This is a genomic window from Shewanella marisflavi, assembly GCF_002215585.1.
Classification (GTDB): domain Bacteria; phylum Pseudomonadota; class Gammaproteobacteria; order Enterobacterales; family Shewanellaceae; genus Shewanella; species Shewanella marisflavi.
In genome coordinates this window covers 3,316,538-3,339,038 of sequence record NZ_CP022272.1, presented here as the reverse complement: position 1 = coordinate 3,339,038, position 22,501 = coordinate 3,316,538, and the positions used below count along the sequence as shown (strand labels likewise).

The 22,501-nt window shown below is 50.1% G+C and carries 14 protein-coding genes; 4 read left to right on the top strand and 10 right to left on the bottom strand.

The features are described from left to right. The first annotated feature begins 397 nt into the window (after window positions 1-397). The gene (katB, locus tag CFF01_RS14770; protein WP_088905294.1) at window positions 398-1,858 is read left to right on the top strand and encodes a catalase KatB; all 1,461 of its coding nucleotides are present in this window, start codon (window positions 398-400) and stop codon (window positions 1,856-1,858) included. 114 nt (window positions 1,859-1,972) lie between these two features. Here the strand turns inward: katB and CFF01_RS14765 are convergent, their stop codons facing one another. Continuing rightward, window positions 1,973-2,527 carry a TMEM165/GDT1 family protein gene (locus CFF01_RS14765; RefSeq protein WP_088905293.1) on the bottom strand — a complete coding sequence of 185 codons (555 nt, stop codon included), beginning with the start codon at window positions 2,525-2,527 and terminating at the stop codon, window positions 1,973-1,975. Between the two features lie 631 nt (window positions 2,528-3,158). On the opposite strand from CFF01_RS14765, the gene CFF01_RS14760 reads away from it, so the two are divergent. Together CFF01_RS14760 and CFF01_RS14755 are read left to right on the top strand one after the other, a co-directional pair. Continuing rightward, window positions 3,159-4,358, top strand: a complete 1,200-nt coding sequence (locus CFF01_RS14760; RefSeq protein ID WP_088905292.1) for an amino acid permease — start codon at window positions 3,159-3,161, stop codon at window positions 4,356-4,358. A gap of 224 nt (window positions 4,359-4,582) precedes the next feature. Then, complete coding sequence (locus CFF01_RS14755; RefSeq protein ID WP_033540608.1) at window positions 4,583-6,739, top strand: S46 family peptidase; 2,157 nt, start codon at window positions 4,583-4,585, stop codon at window positions 6,737-6,739. 666 nt (window positions 6,740-7,405) lie between these two features. Here CFF01_RS14755 and CFF01_RS14750 read toward each other — a convergent pair. The 4 genes from CFF01_RS14750 to amrB all read right to left on the bottom strand — a co-directional run bounded on the left by CFF01_RS14750 (window position 7,406) and on the right by amrB (window position 10,706). After that, window positions 7,406-7,855, bottom strand: a complete 450-nt coding sequence (locus tag CFF01_RS14750; RefSeq protein WP_088905291.1) for a hypothetical protein — start codon at window positions 7,853-7,855, stop codon at window positions 7,406-7,408. Window positions 7,856-8,438: 583 nt separating this feature from the next. Continuing rightward, a complete protein-coding gene (locus CFF01_RS14745) occupies window positions 8,439-8,945 on the bottom strand; it encodes a DUF4823 domain-containing protein (RefSeq protein ID WP_232479448.1) in 507 nt (168 codons plus the stop codon). A gap of 407 nt (window positions 8,946-9,352) precedes the next feature. Then, window positions 9,353-9,928 (bottom strand): AmmeMemoRadiSam system protein A, encoded by a 576-nt coding sequence (amrA, locus tag CFF01_RS14740; RefSeq protein WP_088905289.1) that lies wholly within the window; start codon window positions 9,926-9,928, stop codon window positions 9,353-9,355. Beyond that, on the bottom strand, window positions 9,906-10,706 hold the full coding sequence (gene amrB, locus CFF01_RS14735) for an AmmeMemoRadiSam system protein B (RefSeq protein ID WP_088905288.1): 801 nt from the start codon (window positions 10,704-10,706) through the stop codon (window positions 9,906-9,908). Before amrB ends, amrA begins: the two co-directional genes overlap by 23 nt. A 64-nt stretch (window positions 10,707-10,770) precedes the next feature. Between amrB and amrS the strand changes: the two genes are divergently transcribed. Beyond that, the gene (amrS, locus tag CFF01_RS14730; RefSeq protein WP_088905287.1) at window positions 10,771-11,859 is read left to right on the top strand and encodes an AmmeMemoRadiSam system radical SAM enzyme; all 1,089 of its coding nucleotides are present in this window, start codon (window positions 10,771-10,773) and stop codon (window positions 11,857-11,859) included. Window positions 11,860-12,000: 141 nt separating this feature from the next. On the opposite strand, the gene CFF01_RS14725 is transcribed toward amrS, so the two are convergent. The 5 genes from CFF01_RS14725 to CFF01_RS14705 form a co-directional block, all read right to left on the bottom strand. Beyond that, complete coding sequence (locus CFF01_RS14725) at window positions 12,001-12,645, bottom strand: class I SAM-dependent methyltransferase (protein WP_088905968.1); 645 nt, start codon at window positions 12,643-12,645, stop codon at window positions 12,001-12,003. Between the two features lie 210 nt (window positions 12,646-12,855). Then, window positions 12,856-13,740, bottom strand: coding sequence for a tetratricopeptide repeat protein (locus tag CFF01_RS14720; protein ID WP_033540166.1), 885 nt, complete (start codon window positions 13,738-13,740; stop codon window positions 12,856-12,858). A 180-nt stretch (window positions 13,741-13,920) separates the two neighbouring features. Then, on the bottom strand, window positions 13,921-14,688 hold the full coding sequence (locus CFF01_RS14715) for an EAL domain-containing protein (RefSeq protein WP_088905286.1): 768 nt from the start codon (window positions 14,686-14,688) through the stop codon (window positions 13,921-13,923). A 248-nt stretch (window positions 14,689-14,936) separates the two neighbouring features. Beyond that, window positions 14,937-18,515 (bottom strand): S8 family serine peptidase, encoded by a 3,579-nt coding sequence (locus CFF01_RS14710; protein WP_088905285.1) that lies wholly within the window; start codon window positions 18,513-18,515, stop codon window positions 14,937-14,939. 69 nt (window positions 18,516-18,584) lie between these two features. Beyond that, window positions 18,585-22,331, bottom strand: a complete 3,747-nt coding sequence (locus CFF01_RS14705; RefSeq protein ID WP_088905284.1) for a S8 family serine peptidase — start codon at window positions 22,329-22,331, stop codon at window positions 18,585-18,587. Window positions 22,332-22,501 lie beyond the last annotated feature (170 nt).

The window sequence follows — 22,501 nt, the reverse complement described above, 5'->3', positions numbered from 1 at the left end:
TGGCTTATGGCGACCGGAGTTGTCAGGCCTATCGCTCACTAGTGTCTAGGGCTTCAGGTGTCCCAACTTGTTGTTCCAACGTCAAAGCGCTGTGTGTCTGGCACGCTTTGCTGCGCTCACCTTGCAGATCACATCACTTGGGAGATAACCGATTTAGCTTTTCATTTCTAATCTAAAAAATAGTTTAGCGTTATTCGTTTTAATCGTTTTCGCTTTGTTGGCTTGTCGACTAGTCTTACTGCATCGACAAGTTAAATGCTGGGCTTAGCCACTCAAGGGTGGGACTCAGAGGAGCATAAATCATGGCCACAATATTTGATGTTATCGAAGACTGGTTGAGCTGACTCGACCCTAAAAGCCATTGACCGAAAATAGATCACACAGGATGGAGCGAATTATGACAACGAACTACTTAACCAGCCAAAGCGGTGCCCCGATTGCCGACGACCAAAACTCACTTTCAGCCGGTGAGCGTGGCCCGCTGTTACTTCAAGATTGGCACCTTATCGAGAAGCTGGCGCACTTTAATCGCGAACGCATTCCCGAGCGTATCGTTCATGCCAAAGGCACAGGCGTCTATGGTACCTTCACCCTGACCAAAGATCTGAGCGATTACACCATTGCCGATCACTTTAATGGCGAAGGTAAGCAGACAAAGACCTTTGTACGCTTCTCTACCGTGGGCGGCGAGATGGGCTCAGCCGATGCCGAGCGCGATCCCCGTGGATTCGGCCTGCGTTTTTATACCAAGCGCGGTAATCACGATATCGTCGGTAACAATACGCCAACCTTCTTCTTGCGTGATGGCATCAAGTTCCCAGACTTTATCCATACCCAGAAGCGTAACCCTATGACCAACCTGAAAGATCCACAGGCGATGTGGGACTTCTGGTCACTCAACCCAGAAGCCATGCATCAGGTGACCATCTTGATGTCAGACCGTGGTATTCCGGCTAACTATCGCCAGATGCACGGCTATGGTTCGCACACCTTCTCTTTCTGGAATGCCAAGGGTGAACGTTTTTGGGTTAAGTTCCATTTTAAATCGCAGCAAGGCGTGGCGAATTTGACCAACGAGCAGGCGGATAAGCTTAAGGGGATCGATCCTGACTCGTCACAGCGTGACATGGTGGCGGCGATCCAAGATGGTAACTTCCCGCGCTGGACAGTGAATGTGCAGATCATGCCGGAAGAAGATGCTAACTCTTACTATATTAACCCGTTCGATCTGACTAAGGTTTGGCCACATGGCGACTACCCACTGATCGAGATAGGTGTACTGGAGCTTAACCGTTTGCCGCAAAACTATTTTGCCGAAGTGGAGCAGGTGGCCCTGGCGCCAAGTAATCTGGTGCCCGGTGTCGGCGCATCACCCGATAAGATGTTGCAGGCGCGTCTGTTCGCCTACGCCGATGCCCAGCGCTATCGTATTGGTGCCAACTATAACCAGTTGCCGGTGAACTGCCCCCATGCGGCTCAGGCTAACCATCATCAACGTGGTGGCGCCATGGCGGGGACTCAATGCCCCTTCAGCGGCAGTCAGACGGGCGGCGATGCCAGTGCCAACTATGGTCCGAATAGCACCTCTGAAGCCTTGGTTGAGCCAACTCAGTTTGCCGAGCCGCCGCTAAGACTCGACGGCGAAGCCGATCGCTATAGTCGTTACGATCAGGATGACTATACTCAGGCGGGTAACCTGTATCGCATCTTTAGTGAGGAGGAGAAAGCCAGATTAGCCGCAACCATCTCAGGTTCGCTAAGTCAGGCAAGCGTGGATGTACAAGAGCGCATGTTAGCCCACTTCTTCAAGGCCGATGAAGACTATGGTCAGCGCATCAAACAGGGATTGGGCCTATAACCGCCTGTAAATAAGTAACCTGTAGAACAAAGCCAGTGACTTGAGTCACTGGCTTTTTTGTTAAGGCTTAATCTGATTTTCGAGCCAGGGGCCTTGGTTTAATAGAACCTTGGTTTAATAGATCAGGGTTGCGACACCCAGCAGGGCAAACAGGGCGGCGCAACCACGGTGGATCCATGTCATCGGCAGTTTCTCGGCGCTGAAGTGACCGGCAAGGACCACGGGCACGTTGGCAATCATCATGCCCAGGGTGGTACCTAGCACGACTAGGGCTAAGGCGTCATACTTGGCCGATAAAACCACTGTGGCAACCTGAGTCTTGTCGCCCATCTCGGCGAGGAAGAAGAGAATAAAGGTTGCGACAAAGGGGCCCATCTTATAAAAACGACTCTCTTCGGCATCAACTTTATCCGGTACCAGTACCCAGAGGGCGATAGCAAAGAAGGAGAAAGCGACAATATAGGTGGCGACTTCTGGGCTTATCCAGTTGATGGCCCATTGGCCTAACCAGGCGGCGGCGAAATGGTTTGCCAGGGTCGAGAGAAAGATCCCTAAGATAATGGCGGTTTTATTTCTAAAGCGTGCGGCGAGTATGAGTGCCAGCAGCTGAGTCTTGTCACCGATCTCGGCAATAGCGACGGTGAAGGTTGAGGCGAGTAAAGCTTCCATCATAGTTCCTAAGGGGGCAAAAAATCCAAGCACGATCCGCCGCCCCCTAATGAATGAACGGTAACCGTGCTCAGGTCTTGCAAAGTAAAAGGTGTTCCCCCTTACCGTGAGTACCATGGCATGTGGCCAAGTATGTTGACACTCACTCAAGGCAATTGCTCGCCTTGTTAGCTACTCCCCTGAAGCAGTGGCGGCAATTATACCCAAATCCGTTTGAGGCGCAAGCTGGTGAGTACTAATGAGCAATTTTTATGCGCAATGATTACGCTGTAGACAAGTTGTTTCGCGCTTTTTGCGCCTTTGTGTAATCTTGCGCCCAATCCCGCGCGATACCTTGTGCGCTGGCAACGCCTCTGTTAATGTGCCAAACAGTCAAATTTATAGAGTAAAGGTAGTGATGAAACAAACCTATCGATATTGTTACCGATTTAGACAGCCTCAGGGGCTTAGTTAAATCGGAAGATAGTGTATAGCTAAGCTGTTGAGGCCAACCCAACGCGTACTAGGACAGAGTTCCATAGTTCGGTTAGGAGGCTATCGCTTAGTGTGTTTTATGACTAATTCCCGCCTTCGCAGCCGTTCTAAATCTGACCTTCCAAAAAGAGAAAATTAAAAAAGACAGGACAATTTTGTGAACTTAAAAATGCTTGGCTCTATTGCCATCGTTGCGGGCACCGCAATTGGGGGAGGCATGTTGGCATTGCCTCTGGCTACCGCTTCATTGGGGACAATACCAGCCTTACTGCTATTGGTGGTGATTTGGGGGGTATCTATTTATACCTCGCTGCTGATGTTAGAGATTAACTTACGTGCAGGGGTAGGGCTTAATGTTCACGCCATCACGGGCAAGACACTCGGCAAGGTTGGACAGCTGATCCAGGGGGGCTCCTTCCTCAGCCTGCTGTTTGCTTTGACCATGGTTTACCTGATGGGGGGCTCTTCCCTGTTAGAGTCGCGCTTTGAACCTCTGGGAATCAAGGTGAGTCATGAGGCGGCAGTGTTACTCTTTACCTTGATTTTCGGTGGTTTTATTGCCATCGGTGTGTCTTGGATCGACAAGGTCTCACGGGTGCTGTTTACTGCCATGGTGGCACTGTTTATTATCGTGGTGCTGTTTTTGCTGCCCGAGGTGAGCCCAACTTATATTCTGCGTGAATCCTCTGCCGAAATCGTCTCTAAGGGTGAGCTGGGTAACCTCTGGTTGGCGGCGATCCCTGTGGTCTTTACCTCTTTCGGTTTCCATGTCTGTATCGCCACTATAGTGCGTTACTTAGATGGCGATGCCATGTCACTGCGCAAGGTGCTCATGATAGGTTCTAGCATTCCACTGCTCTGTTATATCCTTTGGTTGATGGTGACCTTAGGGACAGTAGGCGGGGCAACAGTGCACGGTTTCGAGGGGTCACTACCTAAGTTAGTGTCGGCGCTGCAGGCGATTGCTCACTCAGACATTTTGCGTCAGTGTATCGATCTGTTTGCCAATCTGGCGCTGATCACCTCTTTCCTTGGGGTGACCATGAGCCTGTTTGATTATATTGCCGAGCTGACTCGTGCCAGAGATAACCTCTTAGGTCGCGTACAAACCTGGCTGGTCACCTTTGTGCCTCCGCTGCTGTGTGCACTTTACTATCCAGATGGATTTATTAAGGTGCTAGGTTTTGCCGCTTTGCCATTGGTGGTGATGATCATCTTCTTGCCTATCGCTATGGCGCTGGGGCAGCGTAAACAAAACCTGGGTGGTTACCAGGTCGGTGGCGGTAATTTTGCCCTAGGGGCGTCAGCCTTAGTGGGACTGGTGATTATTGCCGCTCAGCTTTGGGTTGCGCTGTAAAATTCGCCTGAAGAAAGTGGATACGGCTAAGGTGTTTCCCTAGCCGGAAATAACTGCTTACTTTTTAGCTTTTTTGCTAAGCTGTTTGTCACTCAGCAATTTATGATAAAGTCGGGCGATTGCCCGACTTTTTTGTAGGGCTTTTTGAGTCTTCATTGCGCTGAATACTCAAAAAGCCAATGGGTATTATAAAAATTTTTATAACGATAAAACGGACTTAGCAAATGAAAAAGTTACTCGTAACAGTGGCGTTCGCTGCTGCTTTCGGCGCACAAGCCGATGAGGGAATGTGGCAGCCATATCAACTGCCCGCCATGGCTGATGAACTGAAAGCCAAAGGGCTGGAAATCGACGCCAAATCTATCTCTAAACTCACCGAATTTCCTATGAACGCCGTGATCAGCCTGGGTGGCTGTACCGCGTCTTTCGTATCGCCAAAGGGATTGGTGGTCACTAACCATCACTGTGCCTACGGCTCAATTCAATACAATTCGACCCCAGAGAATAACCTGCTTAAAGATGGTTTTCTGGCCAAGAGTTACAGTGAAGAGCTACCCGCTACCCCTGGTTCGCGCATCTATGTCACCGAGGAAGTGACCAATGTGACCGACAAGGTGAAAGCGGGCCTGGAAAACAAGGTCGGTAACGACTTTTATCAAGGTATCGAGGCCAAAGAGAAACAACTGGTTGCTCAGTGTGAGGCGGGTGGCGGCTACCGCTGTCAGGTATACAGCTTCCACGGCGGCTTGGAATATTATCTGGTTAAGCAGCTTGAGATCCGCGATGTGCGCCTGGTATATAACCCAGCGGCCAGCGTAGGTAAGTACGGCGGTGATATCGATAACTGGATGTGGCCACGTCACACTGGTGACTTCTCCTTCTATCGCGGCTATGTCGCCAAAGATGGCAAGCCAGCAGACTTTAGCAAAGACAATGTGCCTTACGAGCCAAAGAGCTTCCTTAAGGTATCGGCCAAGGGCGTGAGCGATGGCGATTTCGTCATGGTGGCCGGTTATCCGGGTCGCACCAACCGTTACCGCACCGCCAACGAAGTGGAAAACCAGTTCGAGTGGGCTTACCCAGAAGGCAAGATGCTGCGTGAACGCTTTATCGAGATCATCAAGGAAACTGCGCCAGAGGGCAGCGACGAGCGTATCAAGTATGAGAGCTTAATCGCTGGTCTGGCTAACTATGCTAAGAACTTCACTTCGATGATCGAGTTCTATGGTAAGTCGACCATGCTCGAAGATCGCAAGGCACGCGAGGCGGCTCTGACCACTTGGATCAATAAAGACAGCCAGCGTCAGGCCAAATATGGTGAGACTTTGGCCGAACTGGACAAGCTGATCAAAGAGAGCCAGGAGCATCAGGCCCGCGACATCATCTTAGGCTATATCGGCTACACCACCATGTTGCCGACTGCGCGTAGCCTCTACCGTCTGGCGAATGAGAAGCAGCTTGATGACATGGCCCGCGAGCCAGGTTACCAGGAGCGCGACATGACTCGTTTCAAGTCGGGTCTTGAGCGTATCGACCGTCGTTATGCGCCGAGTGTCGATAAGGCCGTGGTGCTGGATCTGCTGACGCGTTACGCCAACTTGCCTAGCGAAGAGCGTATCCCTGCGCTGGACAAAGCCTTTGGCATCGGCAAGAAGTTTGACGCCGCTAAGCTTAGCAAGACGCTAGACAAGATGTACGCCAAGACTCAGCTAGGCGACAAAGAGACTCGTCTAGCCTGGATGGATAAGTCAGTGGCCGACTTCAAGGCGTCTAAAGATCCTTTCATTCAGTTTGCTGTCGCCATGTATGACACAGATATGGCCCAGGAAAAGAAAGAGAAGGAGCTGTATGGCAAGCTGATGAAGGTGCGTCCTCAATATATGGATGCCATCATCGCCTATAACAAGGAGCTGGGTAATCCTGTCTACGCCGATGCTAACTCTAGCCTGCGTGTTACCGTGGGTCACGTGAAGGGCTACTCGCCGCAAGATGGTCTGCAGGCCGTACCATTCACTCGCCTTGAAGGTATACTGGCCAAAGACACGGGTGAAGAGCCGTTCGATGCGCCTAAGAAGCAGCTTGAGCTGATTAAGCAGAAGCAATATGGCGACTACTATATGAAGTCTATTGATTCTGTGCCGGTGAACTTCCTGTCAACGCTGGATACCACAGGTGGTAACTCAGGTTCACCAACCCTAAACGGCCGCGCCGAGCTTGTCGGTCTGCTGTTTGACGGCGTCTATGAATCCATCATCGGCGACTGGGGTTACGATACCGACACCAACCGCTCTATCCAGGTAGATAGCCGCTATATGCTTTGGGTGATGAAGTATCTGGATAACGCCGATAACCTGTTGGCGGAAATGGAGATTGTTCACTAATACTAGCGATTAGTGGAGGCGCTGGTTGGATGCTATCTAGTTAGCGTTAAGGTTAAAAGGGCTTAGATGAGAATCTAGGCCCTTTTTTGCGTAAAAGGGGTAACTTTCTTGGTGTTTACTCTTTGTATTTAGTTGAAATTCATTACCCTTGTTTTAGCATTAGCCGTAACTGATGTTAATTGCTTGCGGGAGGTTAAATGCTGATAGCATCAAGGTTGCAATGCACTGGAAATCATTAATCTGGTGGGGTAGATATTTAATACCCTTGCTATAGCGTTAGCCGTATTTTTAATCTATTGCCTGCCGCAGGCTCATGTGCAGATACGCTGGTGAGACGCCGTGAATACATCCTGTAGGCTCTGCCGAAACATCCCTGTTTCGGAAGCTCACCAGCGTATCTACACCCGGTTTTCCATTTCTTCGATTTGCCCTTACTTGTATCACTCAGACAATCAAAAGCTAAATTGTTTTTGGACATTTCCGAGTTAAAGCCTTAACTCTAACTTGTCAGTTTCGGATAAAAATTTCTAATGGCTAACGCCGCATTAAGTGCTGAGCAACGCTACCCCCTACCTAAACCATTGTGCCGTAAACACTAAAACTGAATCAAACGGAGAATACCAAGCGTTGGGAATCCGCCTTAAACGCCTTATTATACGAAACTTGCTACATGTTTAAATATTTCTCTAATTTACTGCTGAGAGATTTGACGGCTTCAACTGACCAGTTAACTACCTCTAGAGACTCTTGTGCCGCTTTGCTGAATATTTCAGGGCTGGACTTAAGTTCTTTACGATGACCTTTGAAAGCTTTTACCTTAAATGACTTTTCGTGCAGTTCATTGAGCAATTCGTAAATTGATGCATCTTCTGAGAACAAGAATTTGGCTGCTTCCTTTTTCTCGATGAAGTCCTTGTGAGTTTCTGAGGTAACACCATCGCCTATTAGTTCTTGGTAAAACTTTAACGTAGCCGTATATACCTCAAATCTCTTATTGTAGAGATCTAGTTTGAGTTTCTGACGGTTAGTTACTAACTGTTGATACGTAATATAAGCTAAAAACAGCGCCATTAAGACTGCAAATATGTAGTCTTTAAAAATTTCTAAGATATCCAATTATTAACTCTTAACTAAGTAAATGATGAGCTCATACCAACGCCGCATTCAGCGGCTTGGTAAGCCTCTAGAACAGTAGACACTTTGTAGCATTACTAAAATTAGGTCAACAGTCCAATACCAAGCAAAGCTAGTTCGGCCATACTAAACAAGGAATGGGGCAAAAATCAGTTAGCTTTCACGCCTTAAATACACCAATACACCTAAATCGAAGAGGCGTTGGATACCGAGTGTAGATACGTCGGTGAGCTTCCGAAACAGGGATGTTTCGGCAGAGCCTAACGGGACTTATTCACGGCGTCTCACAGGCGTATCTGCACATACGTCGTTCTTTCACATCCATGTGATCACGGCATTGGTACTTCCATGTACTGCACCCGCCGGGCAGGCGATAGATTACCATGAAGAGGTGACCTTCAACTGCCTCTCCAGCATCGATGAAGGTCAAAGGTACACAGCATGCCGAAACGGTTTGCACATAAGCCCACCGCAGGTGATAGATAACCATGAAGGTATGATCTTCAAATACCTATCAAACTTCAATCTCGCCTGACGCTAAATCATAAATCATACAATCAACAGCCTATTTATATAGGCTGCTCACAAACTCATTGGTGGGCTCGGGTAGGAGATCTTGAGGATGATCACCGCCGAAACTGGCCCATTTGCTCTTGCCTGTGTATGAGGCGTTGGCGATCTCTTGCTTGGTCATTGCATCCAAGACAACAAGCTGAATCTCTATGGTATCTGATATCCCTGACCATTCGGTTGCCCTGTCTTCCCAGTGAAGAATGATTGGTTTTACAAAATAGCCGAATTGATTAGCATCGAGCTGTTTTAGGCAATCGTCACCCACGCAATTGTCCGCGATAATGACCTTATTGGTGTATTTGGAGAAGGCGCTGCGGACAGCATTGGCCGTCATCTGGCCTGAGTTACGATATTCTTTGTTGCCATACCAGCCATCTTTGGGCATGGCGATCAGCACGCCTTTGGCGGGATTTAATTTAGCTGTGGGAGTCTGTAACGCCGAGTGCTGATATGTAGAGCTGCAACCTGCAAGTAGAAACGCGGAGGTAAGAAGTATCATCGCCTTTATCATTGTTGAACCTCATAAAATTAATCCATTAAAACGTAAATCAGCCTAGCTGGATTCTATGACTTAATCCATGAACTGCATCACTAACAAATATCTCATTTAGAAATAAAGATTTCATTGTTATCAATATAGTCAAATCGAAGTGAAGTTGGATACTGTGTAGATATGTCGGTGACCTTCGGTTTCAGGGACGAAAATGTTCCTGACATTTTTCGGCATTCCCTCTATCCTTCGAGGTCAGTGGCTTTCAGTGTGTCATATGCGTCTCTGCCCCCACTGGGCAGGTGGAGATTGCTATAGAGATATGACCTTCAGCCCCCTTACCGAATAACCAATTAGCCAGATGCTAACCCCTAGCCTATGCCAAGTGCTAATTTTGGCCGAAGCCGGATTTAAGGTCATGATGAAATGACTTGGGTGGTAAACCTCTGCAGCGTGATGCTGTCATGCCAAAAATTTGGGTGCCAGCCGCCTTTTTGCTTGAGCGCTGTAACAAATGCTTTGGGCGTGGGTAAACTGCGCCAGACCGAGGGGAGAAACAGGGCGCGGCGCCGGCCATCATCCATCAGCAGCCCATCGATGTCGGGTCTGAGTGTATCGAGCAGGGCTTGTTCGCCCTGGTTTTCTATCGGTATGAGCGGTGAGAGAATCGCGATATCTAGGCTGAGTTCGGCGCGCTCTGCCAGGGTGAGCGGCAGAAACCTTTGGTCGTTAAAGCCGCTGGCATAGGCGTTTTCACAGGCGACTCGCCATAGGGGCTCCTTGGTCTGCACTGTGCCGATACAGCCTCTTAGTTCACCGCCGTGGTAAAGGGTAACGAAACAGGCGCAGTGGCGTTGCAAGGCTTCACTGCTGGGCGGTGACGGTAATATTAAGCCTCGCCCTGCTAAGGCATGATCCAGTACCTGCCAGACCATGCGGATCAGTTCATGCTTATCTGCCTGACTCAGCTCAATAGAGGACGAAGCTGGCATAGCCGACCACCTCTTCATTGTCTCTGGGCTGGCGCGACTCACTGCGGGCGATAACATCGCCCGAGTTGGTATGGGTGACACATTTTATTTGCCAATTGACCTTCTTCGCAAACGCCAGCAGGCCATTGAGGGGATGGCAGCCACAGGCCTGTTCGGGGCTCAGGTGGGCGTCGAGGGACAATATGTTACTGCGGGTGTCGGCATCGATGCGGTTGGCTTCGCCATAAGGGTGATAGTGACTCAGATCGCTGCTCACTATGATCAGTGTTTCTTGGTCTGCGACCTCGTTGATCAAGCGATGCACCGCTTCGGGGCTGGTGGCGCCGACGACGACAGGTAGCAGGGTAAACTCTTCCAGGCAAGATTGCAGCAATGGCAGCTGAACTTCCAATGCATGTTCTTTTTGATGTGCCGTATCTGACTCTATGGCTAACCTTTGCGCCAGTAGCTGTGTTACACCCGCCTTGTCGATAGGAATTTCACCTAGCGGAGTGATAAAGGCATCGCTGCGGGGCAGGGCGCAGCCATTGAGTCCCACATAGTGGCTGGGGCCTAATAGGAGAATACGAGTGTAAGCTTGTTGACGATTTCTTAGTAGAGTCAGGGCCTTGGCGGCAACGACGCCTGAATAGAGATAACCTGCGTGGGGTAAGATGAGGGCTTTAGGGATGATGCCACAGCAGGGAGGCTCGCTGAAATAACTATTAATTTGCTGCATCAGCTGCGGGGGATCGGCTGGGTAAAAACGGCCTGCGACGGCGGCGGGTCGGTATTTCATCTTCTCTTCCCTAGACTGGGCGTCAACTATACTTTTAGTGTAGGTCAACGACAGGTAAACACCCATGTTAACGACGCCGCCCACATACTTTCCCACCCACTATTGGCATGCCTTAGCGGATGGTCGGGTGTGCTGTGATCTCTGTCCGCGAAAATGCACTCTGCGTGAGGGGAAACGTGGTGCCTGCTTTGTTCGTATGCACCATCAAGGCGAGATAGTGCTCACCAGTTATGGGCGCTCCTCCGGCTTCTGTATCGACCCTATTGAGAAAAAGCCGCTGAATCATTTCTATCCCGGCTCGAGCGTGCTGAGTTTTGGCACGGCGGGTTGTAATCTGAGTTGCCAGTTTTGTCAGAACTGGGATATGAGTAAGTCCCGCCAGATGGATACCTTGTGTGACACTGCCATGCCAGATGAATTAGCGGCCACGGCTCATCGACATGGCTGCAAGAGCATCGCCTTTACCTATAACGACCCCGTGGTGTTTATGGAGTACGCCATCGACGCCGCCCAGGCAGCTAAAGAACTCGGGATCAAAAGCGTGGCGGTGAGTGCTGGCTATATCTGCGAGGCGCCCAGGGCCGAGTTTTATCAATATATGGATGCGGCCAATATCGACCTTAAGGCCTTTAGTGAACGCTTTTACCACAAGATCTGTCATGGCCAGCTGCAACCTGTGCTGGAGACCTTGCTTTACCTTAAACGGGAGACACAAGTCTGGTTTGAGATAACGACCTTATTGATCCCGGGGGAGAATGACAGCGATCAGGAACTCAACGCCATGTGTCAGTGGCTGATGGAGAACTTGGGCCCGGATGTGCCGCTGCATTTTAGCGCTTTTCATCCCGACTTTAAGCTGCGAGATAAACCCGCGACGCCCCTATCAACTTTGCAGCGGGCTCGCCAAATAGCCCTGAATCATGGCTTGCATTATGTCTATTGCGGCAATGTTCATGATCCTGATTCAGATGCTACCTATTGCGCCAACTGCCATAAGCGGGTGATCGAGCGAGACTGGTATCAGCTGGGGCAATATGCACTCGATGAGACTGGTGCCTGCAGGCATTGTGGTGCGCCCTTACCGGGGCGCTTCGATAGGGTTAGGCAAGACTTCGGTGCCCGGCGCATAGCGGTGCGTATTCATCGGGATTAAGCTGACGGCATAGCTTGGCGGCTTAGCCTGGTGGTTTGGCTTGGTTGTTCGGCTTAGTGGTTTAGCCTAGTGGTTTAGTTTGGTATTTGGCTTAGTGGCTTAGTGGCTTAGTGGCTTAGCCTGGTATTTGGGCCTGGTGATTTAGCTTGGCTGTTCAGGCTGTCGCGGTTTTCGTGCGACACCGCGAATCGTCGGTCTGGCAAGGGAGAACGCCTTACGCATACTCTCGCGTCTTATGGACTCTATCTCGAATCCCGCGAGGCGGAGCTGCGCCTCAGTCTCTCTGTTGAGGTGGCAATTACCGGCAATTCGGCGCCAGATGAAGTTCAGTCTATCTTGCCAGCGTCGCCGCCTGCTGCCCGGCTCAGCAGCGACATGTTCAAGAAAGAGCAGGTGAGCGCCGGGTTTAAGTACCCGCCAGATCTCCTTTAGCGTCCTTGGGAGATCATTGACACTGCAGCAGACCAGGGAAACAAATACCCAGTCGAAGCTAGCATCGTCACAGGCAAGCGATTCGGCCGGGCAATCGAGCAGAGTGATCTGACTATCTGGCATCTTGGCGATCGCAGCAGCTAGTCGACCTCTCATATCCTCATCGGGTTCTGTGAGTACCAGTTCGAGCTCTTGCTTTTTGGGATAGAGGGGCAGGCTGGCCCCTGTACCGGCACCAATTTCCAACACGCGGCCACTGACTTGGCTTAGTAATTCCCTGCGCCAGTCGATGAGGCAGGCCTGCTCTGGCCCGCGCATCAAGTAGTCGTAACAATAGGCGATAATACGTGACATTTTAGTCCCCGGTTTGCGACCACAATATTTGCCGCGCATATCCTGGATAGGACATTTCACCTTTGGCTTATTTAAGCACTGGCTTATTTAAGTGCCGGCTTATTTAAGTATGGTCACTTTTAATGATGGGCGCTGTTAATTATGGGGCGGGCGAAAAGGGACACTCGTCCCTTTTCTGTGGCCGTGGCGGTACGGCGCTAGCCGCTGGTTTTAGCTCTCGCTGGTGGAGATCAGAATATCGAACTTAGGATTGTCTCTCAGGTTATCAAAGTCGGCTTCGTTGGCCGCGACCTCTTTAAAGCTGACGCTGTTTTCGATGGCTTGTTCCAGATCCGACAGGGCGCGATCTTCCTGACCCAGGCAGGCAAAGGCGCAGGCGCGCTGGTAGAGGGCATGAGCGTTACTGCCATCGACCTCTAGTACCCTGTTACACAGGCTCAGCGCCCAGTTAAATTCGCGCATCTCCATGGCCGCATCGGCTTTGTAGGTCATGGCCTCAAGGTCACCGGGGCGTATGGTGAGGATCTCGTTATAGACGGCGATCTTCTGCTCTGGGGTCTGGGCGCTCTGGGCGTGTAGCCATAGCGTGTGGATCTCGTTGATGATCTCGATCTCTCGGTTGTTCTTGGTGATGATTCGGCTCTTACGCTTTAGGTCTTGTTCCAGTACCTTGAACTTCTCTTCATATTGCTCTGTGATGGATTGTAACTGCTCCGCCGCGAGCTTGGCGGTATTGGTCTTAATCTCCCGAAGGGATTGCCAACCAATAAAGGCGATGAGCGACGCAACCCCCGCTATGATGTAGAAGAAATAGGTCACGGTCACATTGGCATAGTTAAGAGATTTGTCGGCGACGGCCAATTCCCTGTCGGTGATCTCCACCGTAAGCCTGCGCTCGAGATCTTGCTGGTCGGTGCGCAGCGTCTTGAGCTCATCGAGTATGTAGCGCTCTATGAGGGGCTTATCTAATATCGGCTGCTGAGAGTGTGGCAAGTTGGCTTTAGGCGGTTCAATTTTGGCCTCTTCGGCTGCCTGCAGGGTGAGGGGCATGGTGAATGAAATGATGGCGATTAACATGCAAAGTAAGCGTGGCATAACTGATTTCCGTCGTTTATTTGGTGTGAGTCGTCCTAAATTAAGGTCACACTAACAACATAGGGCTTGTGATGCCAATCTAATTGGCAAAAGTTCAGCTTTGCGGCGCGAAAGAGGTAAGCGCCATGCCAACACTGTTTGTTGTGATTGAAAGCGCGTGGGTCATCACCCACGCTTGGTTTAGCCAATAGGAAAGGCGACCTCTGGCAGGCACTCGAAACCGGGCTTAGCAAACAGGTATCCTTGCATCAGACTGATACCAGCGGTCTTGAGCCAGCGCATTTCATCAACTGTCTCTATGCCCTCTGCCAGGCAGGTGATGTTGAGCTCGCGGCAGATGTTGAGCGTGTGCGTGACTATGATTTGTCGCGTCTTGTCTTGGTGGATATTACGAATCAGCTCCATATCCAGTTTGATGATGTTGGTTTGAAAGTTGGCCAGTAACCCAAGACCCGCATAACCTGCACCAAAGTCATCGATGGCGGTGATAAATCCCAGTTCTCGGTAGTATTCCACCACGCGTTTGACGTGTCCGCCGTCTTTTATCTTTTCGGCTTCAGTAAATTCAAACATGATTCTTTCTGTCGGAAAACCATATTCCTTGGCGGCGGCCAGTGTGGTGCGGATACAACGTTCTGGTTGATAGATGGCGTTGGGCAGAAAGTTAATACTCAGCATAGTGTCTAAATCTAACTTTGCTGCGAGGGCGATAGCTTTGACACGGCAGGTTTGATCGAAGGCGTAACGGTTTTCATCATTGACCTTGGCAAGTATAGATGCGGCAGATTCATTATTTGGACCGCGCACTAAGGCTTCAAAGCCAAATATCTCTTGCTTATGAATATCTATGATTGGCTGAAAAGCCATGGTGAAATCAAAGTCGAGAAGAGGATTGTTGACGCACTGCTGGCAGCCTTTGGTGGCTAACTGAGCCTGATCTGCTTCCATCTAGTTATCCTTAATCTATGGCGCACTGTATTGTCCTGCTTAGTGTCGAAAAGATACTACGCAGTGCAGCAGCTTGATTCGACTCGCCGGAGAGTCTAATGATTCAGTATAGTCGTGATTTTAATCGTTTTTGAAGTGAATTCTTTGAGGAAAGTACATTCGGTAAAAAAATTTTGGCTAACGTCCCTGTTAGCCAAAAAAGTTAAGCGATTGCTATGATTGAAATTAGTTATTATTAGTATTGGTTGTTATGAGTACTGTCTGCGGCGTATTCCCAACAGGAGCAGGGTCAGCAGGGCATACAAGCCAATAGCACCGCCGCCACTAGATTCACTAGGTGGCTCGACTGGTGGTAAAGGCGCATCTTCTACAGTAACCACAAATTGGGTGCTTGCCTCAAACTCGCCGTCACTGGCGGTGACCACGAGAGTGAATGTGCCGCTAGCAGTGAAGGTTAGCTCAAGCTGCTGCTCTGACAGGCTGATCCCCTCAATGCCTGACGCCGACAATGTAAGCGCATCGTCCTCTGGGTCGCTAAATACCTGGCTGAGATCGACGTTGACCACAGCGCTACCAGCGGTGCTAAGTTGTGCTTTAACATCTGCGATAGGGTTAGCGACTACCGGCGGTGTATTGAGCGGCACTTCCACTGGCGTTAAGCCTTTTACCTTGATCAGTGTTGCGCCAATATTGCGCTTAAGATCTGGGGTCGTACCCAGCTCCAGCAGACCATAGTAGGTGGCGTCAGCTTCCAGTGGCTGTAGCGTCTGGCTATCGTCAAGGTAGCCATTAACGGTCAAGCTAATGTCAAAGCGCTCATCCTGTGCCACCTGGCTTGGCGCCGTGATGTCGAAGCTCGCCTGGTTGCTATAGTTCACATGGGTGATCTCTAAGGTCACTTCGTCGGCTTGATCTTCTACCGTGCCCTCGTAGTTATGGGCAAAGATCCAATAGTTACCTGATGGTGGATTTTCGACGACGCAGCGCTCTTTCGAGTCAACTTCACCACTGAGACAAACAAGAGAGTAGAACAATTCATAGGCATCTGGCATGCCGTCACCGTTCTCATCGATACCGACAAAGAGATCCATATCTGGCGACGTCGTGTCAGTTATCTCAACCACCAAGCGCTTGGTGTATGGCTTGACCACAGTCGGCACGCTGAAGATCACTTCAGGGTTAGAATATGGGCTGTTACGCTCAGCATCGTTAGATGAACCGATCGCGCTGCCAGTAAAGGACTGCGCCTTAAACAGACCAAAACCACGGCTCTGCAGGTCATTACTGCCAGAAGTAAAGATATCTTCTATGAGTATGCTGTTATCGACATTATTCAGCTCGGCGGCGATCTCTTCGATCACTTGTCCAGCTTTAAAGCCAATGGTGGCTTGCAGATGAGTGTCGCTCATGCTGGCATCGGCATTGTTAAGCTTGATATAGCCATGCACCCATTCATCTACCAAGTTGATGTTGGCAGCTGCTTTGATAGTGATTACTTGAGATTCACCAGCATTTAGCGAGAAGCTGGCTGGCGTCACTTCCAGGGTGAAACCTGGGTTGAGGTACTCATATTCAGCAGTCCAGCTGCTGCTTTGGGTCGCGGTAACAGTGCGAGTCCAGCTGCAGTTTGAAATACACTGATTTTGCACCATAGAGCTGGTGTTAAGATTAGTTGGGTCGCCTCCTATTTCAGGGTTGGCAGCAAGATACTCCTCCTTGCTAACATCCAGCAGCAGACCGGCCTTCAATGCCTTATTGATGCGCAGACTACCCGCGCCTTGATCGAAGAAGTCCGAACGCTGGGTGACGCCATCAAAGTCATCGTCTTTATAGGTCGTCTGATGGGCGGTACTCATGATGGCCGACTGTGCTTGTGCCGGTGTCCAAGTTGGATGAGTCGCTTTCAGCAGCGCATAGGCACCAGCTACATGAGGACTGGCCATAGAGGTACCAGAAAAGCTGACATATGGGATGTGGCCAATCTGTCCTTCAAAGATTCTGTCTTCGGCGTTGGCAGCATAAATGTTCACCCCGGGGGCGGCAATATCTGGCGAGAAGATATTGGTGTAGGGCAGGTTAGGGCCACGAGAGGTAAATACGCCGGCGATATCGCCAAGACTTGGATCTCTTGTTGTCTCAGTGGCTTCAATTGTCGCCTGATGACCTTCACCGCTTGCCAACCATTGCGTCAGACGCTCACCGTTATCGGCATTGAGATGAATGGCCGGTAATACATGGTTGTCATGGTTGAGTGAGTCAGCACCGCCAGGCATGTTAATCAAAATCATGCCGCCCGCGCCGCCTGCTTGAACATTGATCCCTTTGCGGACCCTGGCGTTAACGCCGCGTTCGCAGACAACGATTTCACCGTTAAAGCTACCTGGTTCAAACGGTTCGGTGCATTGTGCGTTGTCAGCGCTAACACTTGAGGCCAAGATGACAGGTCCTGTGATCCCTGATGTCGCGCCAAACCCGCTCATGTTGCCAGGAGGTGTCTCGCCGCCGGTCATGCCGGTTATCTGCTTTTCTTTAAAGGCTAAGTCGTGGCTATAGGCCGCTACTGTGGTTACCCAAGGGGCGTTACCCGGTGCGCCAATGGTGCCGGCTGTTGGGCCTGCGTTACCCGCCGCGACGGCCACGTGAATACCAGCCTGGCGAGCATTGAGGAAGGCTTCGGCGTCGATAGAAGACCAAGGATCTCTTGCCGAGCCGCCCACTGAATAGTTGAGCACTTGTACGCCATTTTCGATGGCATGTTCAATCGCCTTAAGGGTAAATTCTGGATAGCAAGAGCCACCATCGTCACAAACCTGGTAAGAGACTAGGTTTGCGTGAGGTGCAACGCCGCTAATCGCGTCGAATTCAAAGGCACTCTTTTGAGCGATGATTGTGCCATCTTCCTCTTCCGCCTGCAGGTAGAAATTGACGTCATGTAATATATTGCCTGCTGCCGTAGAGGCGACATGTGATCCATGACCATTGAAGTCATAGCCGACCTGGGTCTTATTTTCTAAGTCATCATACTCAGGGTTATCTAGGCTATCGGCGCTATCGAGACGATATTGAATCAGCTCAGGATAACTGACGATACCTATCAGCTTGCCATTACAAAATTGGCTATATTGCTGACAGTCACCTAAATATTGACCCTCTCCCAGAGGGTTGGTGTGGCGGTATCCATCGGCACCCACTTCGGCAAAAGAGGGGTGGTTGGCATTGATGCCTGAATCCATAATACCCACGATGACGCCTTCACCTTGAGTCGCGCTGACTTGCGCATCACCCTGCCAGACCTGTTTAGCGCCAATAAATTCTGGGCCTGTTGAAGTTTGAATAAAGTGCAGGCCGATAGGCTCTACGCTAAGAACATTGGGGTCTTTTGCAACCATGCTGGCTTCGCCCGGACGAAGTTCAACCGCCATGGCATTGACCACAAGCTGGTATTCATGGGTTGGATTGAGGACACGTTTAAGCAGGTTGTTGAGTCTTTGTTTGGTCGCTGCTTGCTGCTGCTTCAAATAACTTTTGTACTGCAGACTTGCCTTTGAGTGGCTGTTTAACAGGCCTGAGGCTTGTTTGTTTGCGGTGTTAATCTGAATATTGGTCGCCGCATAACCGGCAAGTGAGCCGTCATAACTGGCAACAGGGCTTTCCTTGAAACGTACAAAGTACATACCGTCGTTGCGTTGTTTATCGGCGCGTTCGAGTTTTAGTTTTTCTTGGCCAGGGATAAGGGTTTGCAATGGCTTAGTATCATCGGCATGGGTTGAACAAGCGATGGCAGCCGTTAATGCACTAAGCAACAAACTTCTACGACTTAATTTCATTTGATTACCTAAAGGGTTGTGAAATGGGGGATAGCCGTTTTACCGGCTATCCCACAAGGGTTTTACTAACTAGCGTGAAGTGCGACGGCGAACTAGCGCCAAGGCACCCAGGATGAGCGACATCCAGCCTAGTGAGCCACCGTCGCTTTCAGGTTCAAAGCTTGCATCGACCTCTAGCATATGAGTGACCTGATGCACACCGTCAGAGGCGATGATGGTCAGCATGTGACTACCTTCGTTCTCAACTTGACCTGTGATTTCGGTGCCGCTGATAGACAGCGCCGAGAAGCCAGTGCCTTCCACTTCGTAGCTCAGGCTATTGCCTTCTAGATCGTTGAACAGACCGGCAATATCTAAGGTGAAGTTTGCTGATGAACCAGACTTGAAGATGAGTTCTGGTACCGACAGTGAGGCGGCAACGTCTTCATTGACCTGTGGTGCAACGTCATTGATGTCAACAACACTCACGGTCAGGGTTTCAGTGTCACCTATGTCACGGCCTGATTTAGGCGTTACCTTTATCTCGAACTCACGGTTATTTTCGTAGTCGAGCGCATCAGGGTTAACCACATAAAGCTCATAGGTTTCCTGATTGATGGCAAACGGTGTACCGACCAGTGTATTGGTGATGTGCAGCTCAAACGGCGTGTACTTGGTTGATGGGTAGGTGAAGAAGCCTTGTGAATCCAACTCTATCTTGCCTACAACAGTGCCGACTTCAGCGTTTTCTTCAACACTAAAGTGCTGTCCAGCTTGCGCCTTAGCGATCACTGAGCCATCGTCGTCCATGAGGGAGTTGTAGCCAACTTGCATGAAATCGTCGTTGAGGCTGACGACCATGAAGCCTTTAGGCGCTTCGATTGGGCCTATGCCCCCCATCTCAGCGGTGCCCACTGAAGCGATATAGATCTCTTCGCCAGGTTGAGCGGTAAAGGTCTGCTGATAATCAAGCTCGCCTGCTGATTTGCCCTCTTCCATTGCGGCAAAACCCACATGCACTGAGCGATCAAAGACGATGTCGCTACAGACTTCTTCGCCACTGAACCAATCCAGGTAGCAAGACTGCTCTACTGTGTAGCTACCGCCCTTGATTGGGTTAAATTGGACTATAGGCTCATATTGATCCCTGCCCGTATGACGATCGGTTTCGATATGGAAACCAAAGTTTTGATCGAAGTCTTCTACACTGTCTAGCTCATGGTGAAACATATCTTCTAAACAGATTTGCGACACAACATTTTTACCGTTATTGGCAAAATGCGTTGGCAGAGATGACTCTTTGTAGCGTCCGGTTGGATTTGAGTAATCATAAGGGATGGTGTAGTCGATCACATAGGTGGTCGGCTGTCCCTTGTCATTGAGCGCAACAAAGGGTTGAGCAACACGTTGAGCGTCGTCCCAGATGTAGGCTCCTTCGAAGCTGTTATCCCAGCCATTTTCTTTCACCATGGCCTCGTAGAACAGGTCAAAGGTAAATAGGCGTGGACCGCGCTCATAATAGTTCGGTAAGGCGGTGTCGGCGCGATCAAACAGGCTGACGGCGATGTTTAGCTTCTTACCCGTTACGCTACATTGGGCATCATCAAAAATAGCGCCACCGACAGCTTTAATCATATGGCCGCTAAGGTTTTGTAGGTGCTCAGGTAGGGTTTTGTTTTGCAGCAGCAAAGGGTAAGCCTGAAAGGTGGTTGCCGAGTCTGAGTTGTTCACGAAAGAGGCGACATAACCTTGGTAGTTGATTGAGCCATATTCATTATTAGGATATAGCTCATGCCCCCATTCGAGATGATCCCACTCGGTTTGGCCCAAGTCTGGGTTATAGCCGAGGTATGAGGGAAATTCGATAGCGTTTGGGCGCTTGGTGATACTGGTGCTGTGACGCGCCTTGAGCATCCAGCCCAGGTTGATCTCAGGCTTTGACTCTGAAGTCAGACTAATATAGCCGTTAAGTTCGGTGGCTTTTAGATTGGCATCAGTGTGGTCACCGGTACTCATCAGTGGCCATTGAGGCAACTTATTGCCATCGACCGTGATAGTGATCGGTAGGATCACGCTAGAGTTGGCGGGAATATTCACGCTTTCTGGCATGTTGAAGCTAAGTGCCTCGTGAGCGGCTTTTTCGCCATTCATCTTGTAGGCGATCTGGTACGTCTGAGTGGTATCTGAGATGTTTCTTAGCGTGATGCGCTTATGCAGCGTCTTGCTTTGTCCCACTTCATGCATACCAAACTGCACATAAGGTTGATAGCTGCTGGTTTCCCAGGCAACAATTGGCGAAGCAACTGCATTTTCCAGGTTTTCCATGCCGTGACCCATGGCGTAAAGTTCAGCTGGGGTCATGCCATCGCTTTCCAGGATGGCGTTAACATTGGCAGTGTTGGCAAGTATTGCCTTGATTTCTGCAGGGCCGAAACCTGGGAACTCGCTCTTAATGACAGCAGCGGCAGCAGCAATACGTGCGGCGCTGGTTAACGCGCCTGAGCGGCTACCCAGTCTAGGGGCTGTTTCATCAGGGTTAGAGATCTTGGCAACGGTTTGGTTGTCGCTCAAAGTGACGATTTCAGGCTTAAGGGCCTGAGAACCACGAACCGGTCCCATAGGAGCCCATTCAGGGATGACCAGCGTCTCACCATCGTCGGCATAATTGACCGCACCGACAGTGATGGCCGATGTTGAACTGCCTTCTGAAGAGATCCAGTTACGGTGTTTAGCCTCTGCATCACCAAAGAGAGAGTATTTCGCCAAATCACCTGCGTGGGTAACCACTGTCATGCCTTGAGCCGATACACGCTCGATTAGCATCTGTATCAGGCTAGGGGATGAATTACCATCGATGTCAAAGAAGGCACCAGCGCCGGCAGCTTCTATCAAGGCGATATCCAGATGGTCGCTTGTGTCACCATCTTGGTTAGGATCGAGTGCATGCTCAAGGGCTGCTACGATTTTTGCCATGCTAGGGGCTGAGGCAGACACCCAACCATTGTTTTCAGAGACGTTATAGACCTTGTAGGCGTGTAACTCTGCACCTGGGGCGAGTTGGTGAACGATACTCGCCAGCTCGGTGCCTTGGCCAGTGGGGTAAACCCAGCCGTTATAGGACTCATAGCTTAAGTTTTGATCGATTGGGTTGGCGTCATTGCCAAAGTTCTCGCTAGAGAAATCCCAGCCGCCTTTCACCACAGCCGTTGGAAATCCGCTGTACTCGATGGCGCCGTTTTCAAGGGCTTCTAGGTAGCTTCCCGCTGGTGGTGGCGTTTCAGGGTCGTTATCTTCGCCATAAACACCAGAGCCGCCAAAGACTGGCAAGGTATAGTCGATACCGGTAGAGATGATAGCAACGCTGGCCCCTTTACCTGCGGTTTCTTTGCCCATGTAGGGCGTCATCAGGCTGATCTCTTCTGCAGTTGAAGTATTCATTACCTGATGATTATTTGGATCCTGCTTGGCTGTCTGTAGCTGTTGACCGTAGAAGGTTTGGGCTATGGCATCTAACTTGCGGATCTCTGCCAGCGCGCTGTTTTGTACTTCCAGCGTGATGGTATTTGCCAGCAGATGAGTACTTCCCACGAAGCGAGCTTGTGGGTCGATGGTTTTAATTTGTGCTAGAAGTTCTGCTTGTTGCTTGAGTACCTGCTGAGTGTCCAGAATCTGCTGGCCAGAATCCTTCTCTGATTGCGCTAAAGAGAAAGTATAGGTTCCCTTGGACTGTGCCTGCTCGGCACCGAAAGCCACGATCGATTCTGTCTTGGCCTGAAGGGCCCCAGAGAGAATAGCGGTCGAGACGCATAATGCTAGGGTGCATTTGTTAAATTTCATGTCCTTTCCTTCTTGTTATATTTTTGCTGTCGAGTCAACGATTCATGACTGCAACAATTTAATAACGTGAAGGCTACGTAGGTACAATGAAGGGGAACTCGATTATTCCCCGATTTTTGGTCTGTTGAGGTAATATTTTTATCTAAAAAACATCTATTCCGCTTTTAATC

Bases quoted from the DNA above. Each gene is read 5' to 3' on its own strand.
- amrB (WP_088905288.1), bottom strand. From the start codon at position 10,706: ATGAAATACCGACCCGCCGCCGTCGCAGGCCGTTTTTACCCAGCCGAT.
- amrA (WP_088905289.1), bottom strand. From the start codon at position 9,928: ATGCCAGCTTCGTCCTCTATTGAGCTGAGTCAGGCAGATAAGCATGAA.
- CFF01_RS14725 (WP_088905968.1), bottom strand. From the start codon at position 12,645: ATGTCACGTATTATCGCCTATTGTTACGACTACTTGATGCGCGGGCCA.
- CFF01_RS14715 (WP_088905286.1), bottom strand. From the start codon at position 14,688: ATGGAAGCAGATCAGGCTCAGTTAGCCACCAAAGGCTGCCAGCAGTGC.
- CFF01_RS14745 (WP_232479448.1), bottom strand. From the start codon at position 8,945: ATGATACTTCTTACCTCCGCGTTTCTACTTGCAGGTTGCAGCTCTACA.
- CFF01_RS14755 (WP_033540608.1), top strand. From the start codon at position 4,583: ATGAAAAAGTTACTCGTAACAGTGGCGTTCGCTGCTGCTTTCGGCGCA.
- CFF01_RS14705 (WP_088905284.1), bottom strand. From the start codon at position 22,331: ATGAAATTTAACAAATGCACCCTAGCATTATGCGTCTCGACCGCTATT.
- CFF01_RS14765 (WP_088905293.1), bottom strand. From the start codon at position 2,527: ATGGAAGCTTTACTCGCCTCAACCTTCACCGTCGCTATTGCCGAGATC.
- CFF01_RS14710 (WP_088905285.1), bottom strand. From the start codon at position 18,515: ATGAAATTAAGTCGTAGAAGTTTGTTGCTTAGTGCATTAACGGCTGCC.
- CFF01_RS14720 (WP_033540166.1), bottom strand. From the start codon at position 13,740: ATGCCACGCTTACTTTGCATGTTAATCGCCATCATTTCATTCACCATG.
- amrS (WP_088905287.1), top strand. From the start codon at position 10,771: ATGTTAACGACGCCGCCCACATACTTTCCCACCCACTATTGGCATGCC.
- katB (WP_088905294.1), top strand. From the start codon at position 398: ATGACAACGAACTACTTAACCAGCCAAAGCGGTGCCCCGATTGCCGAC.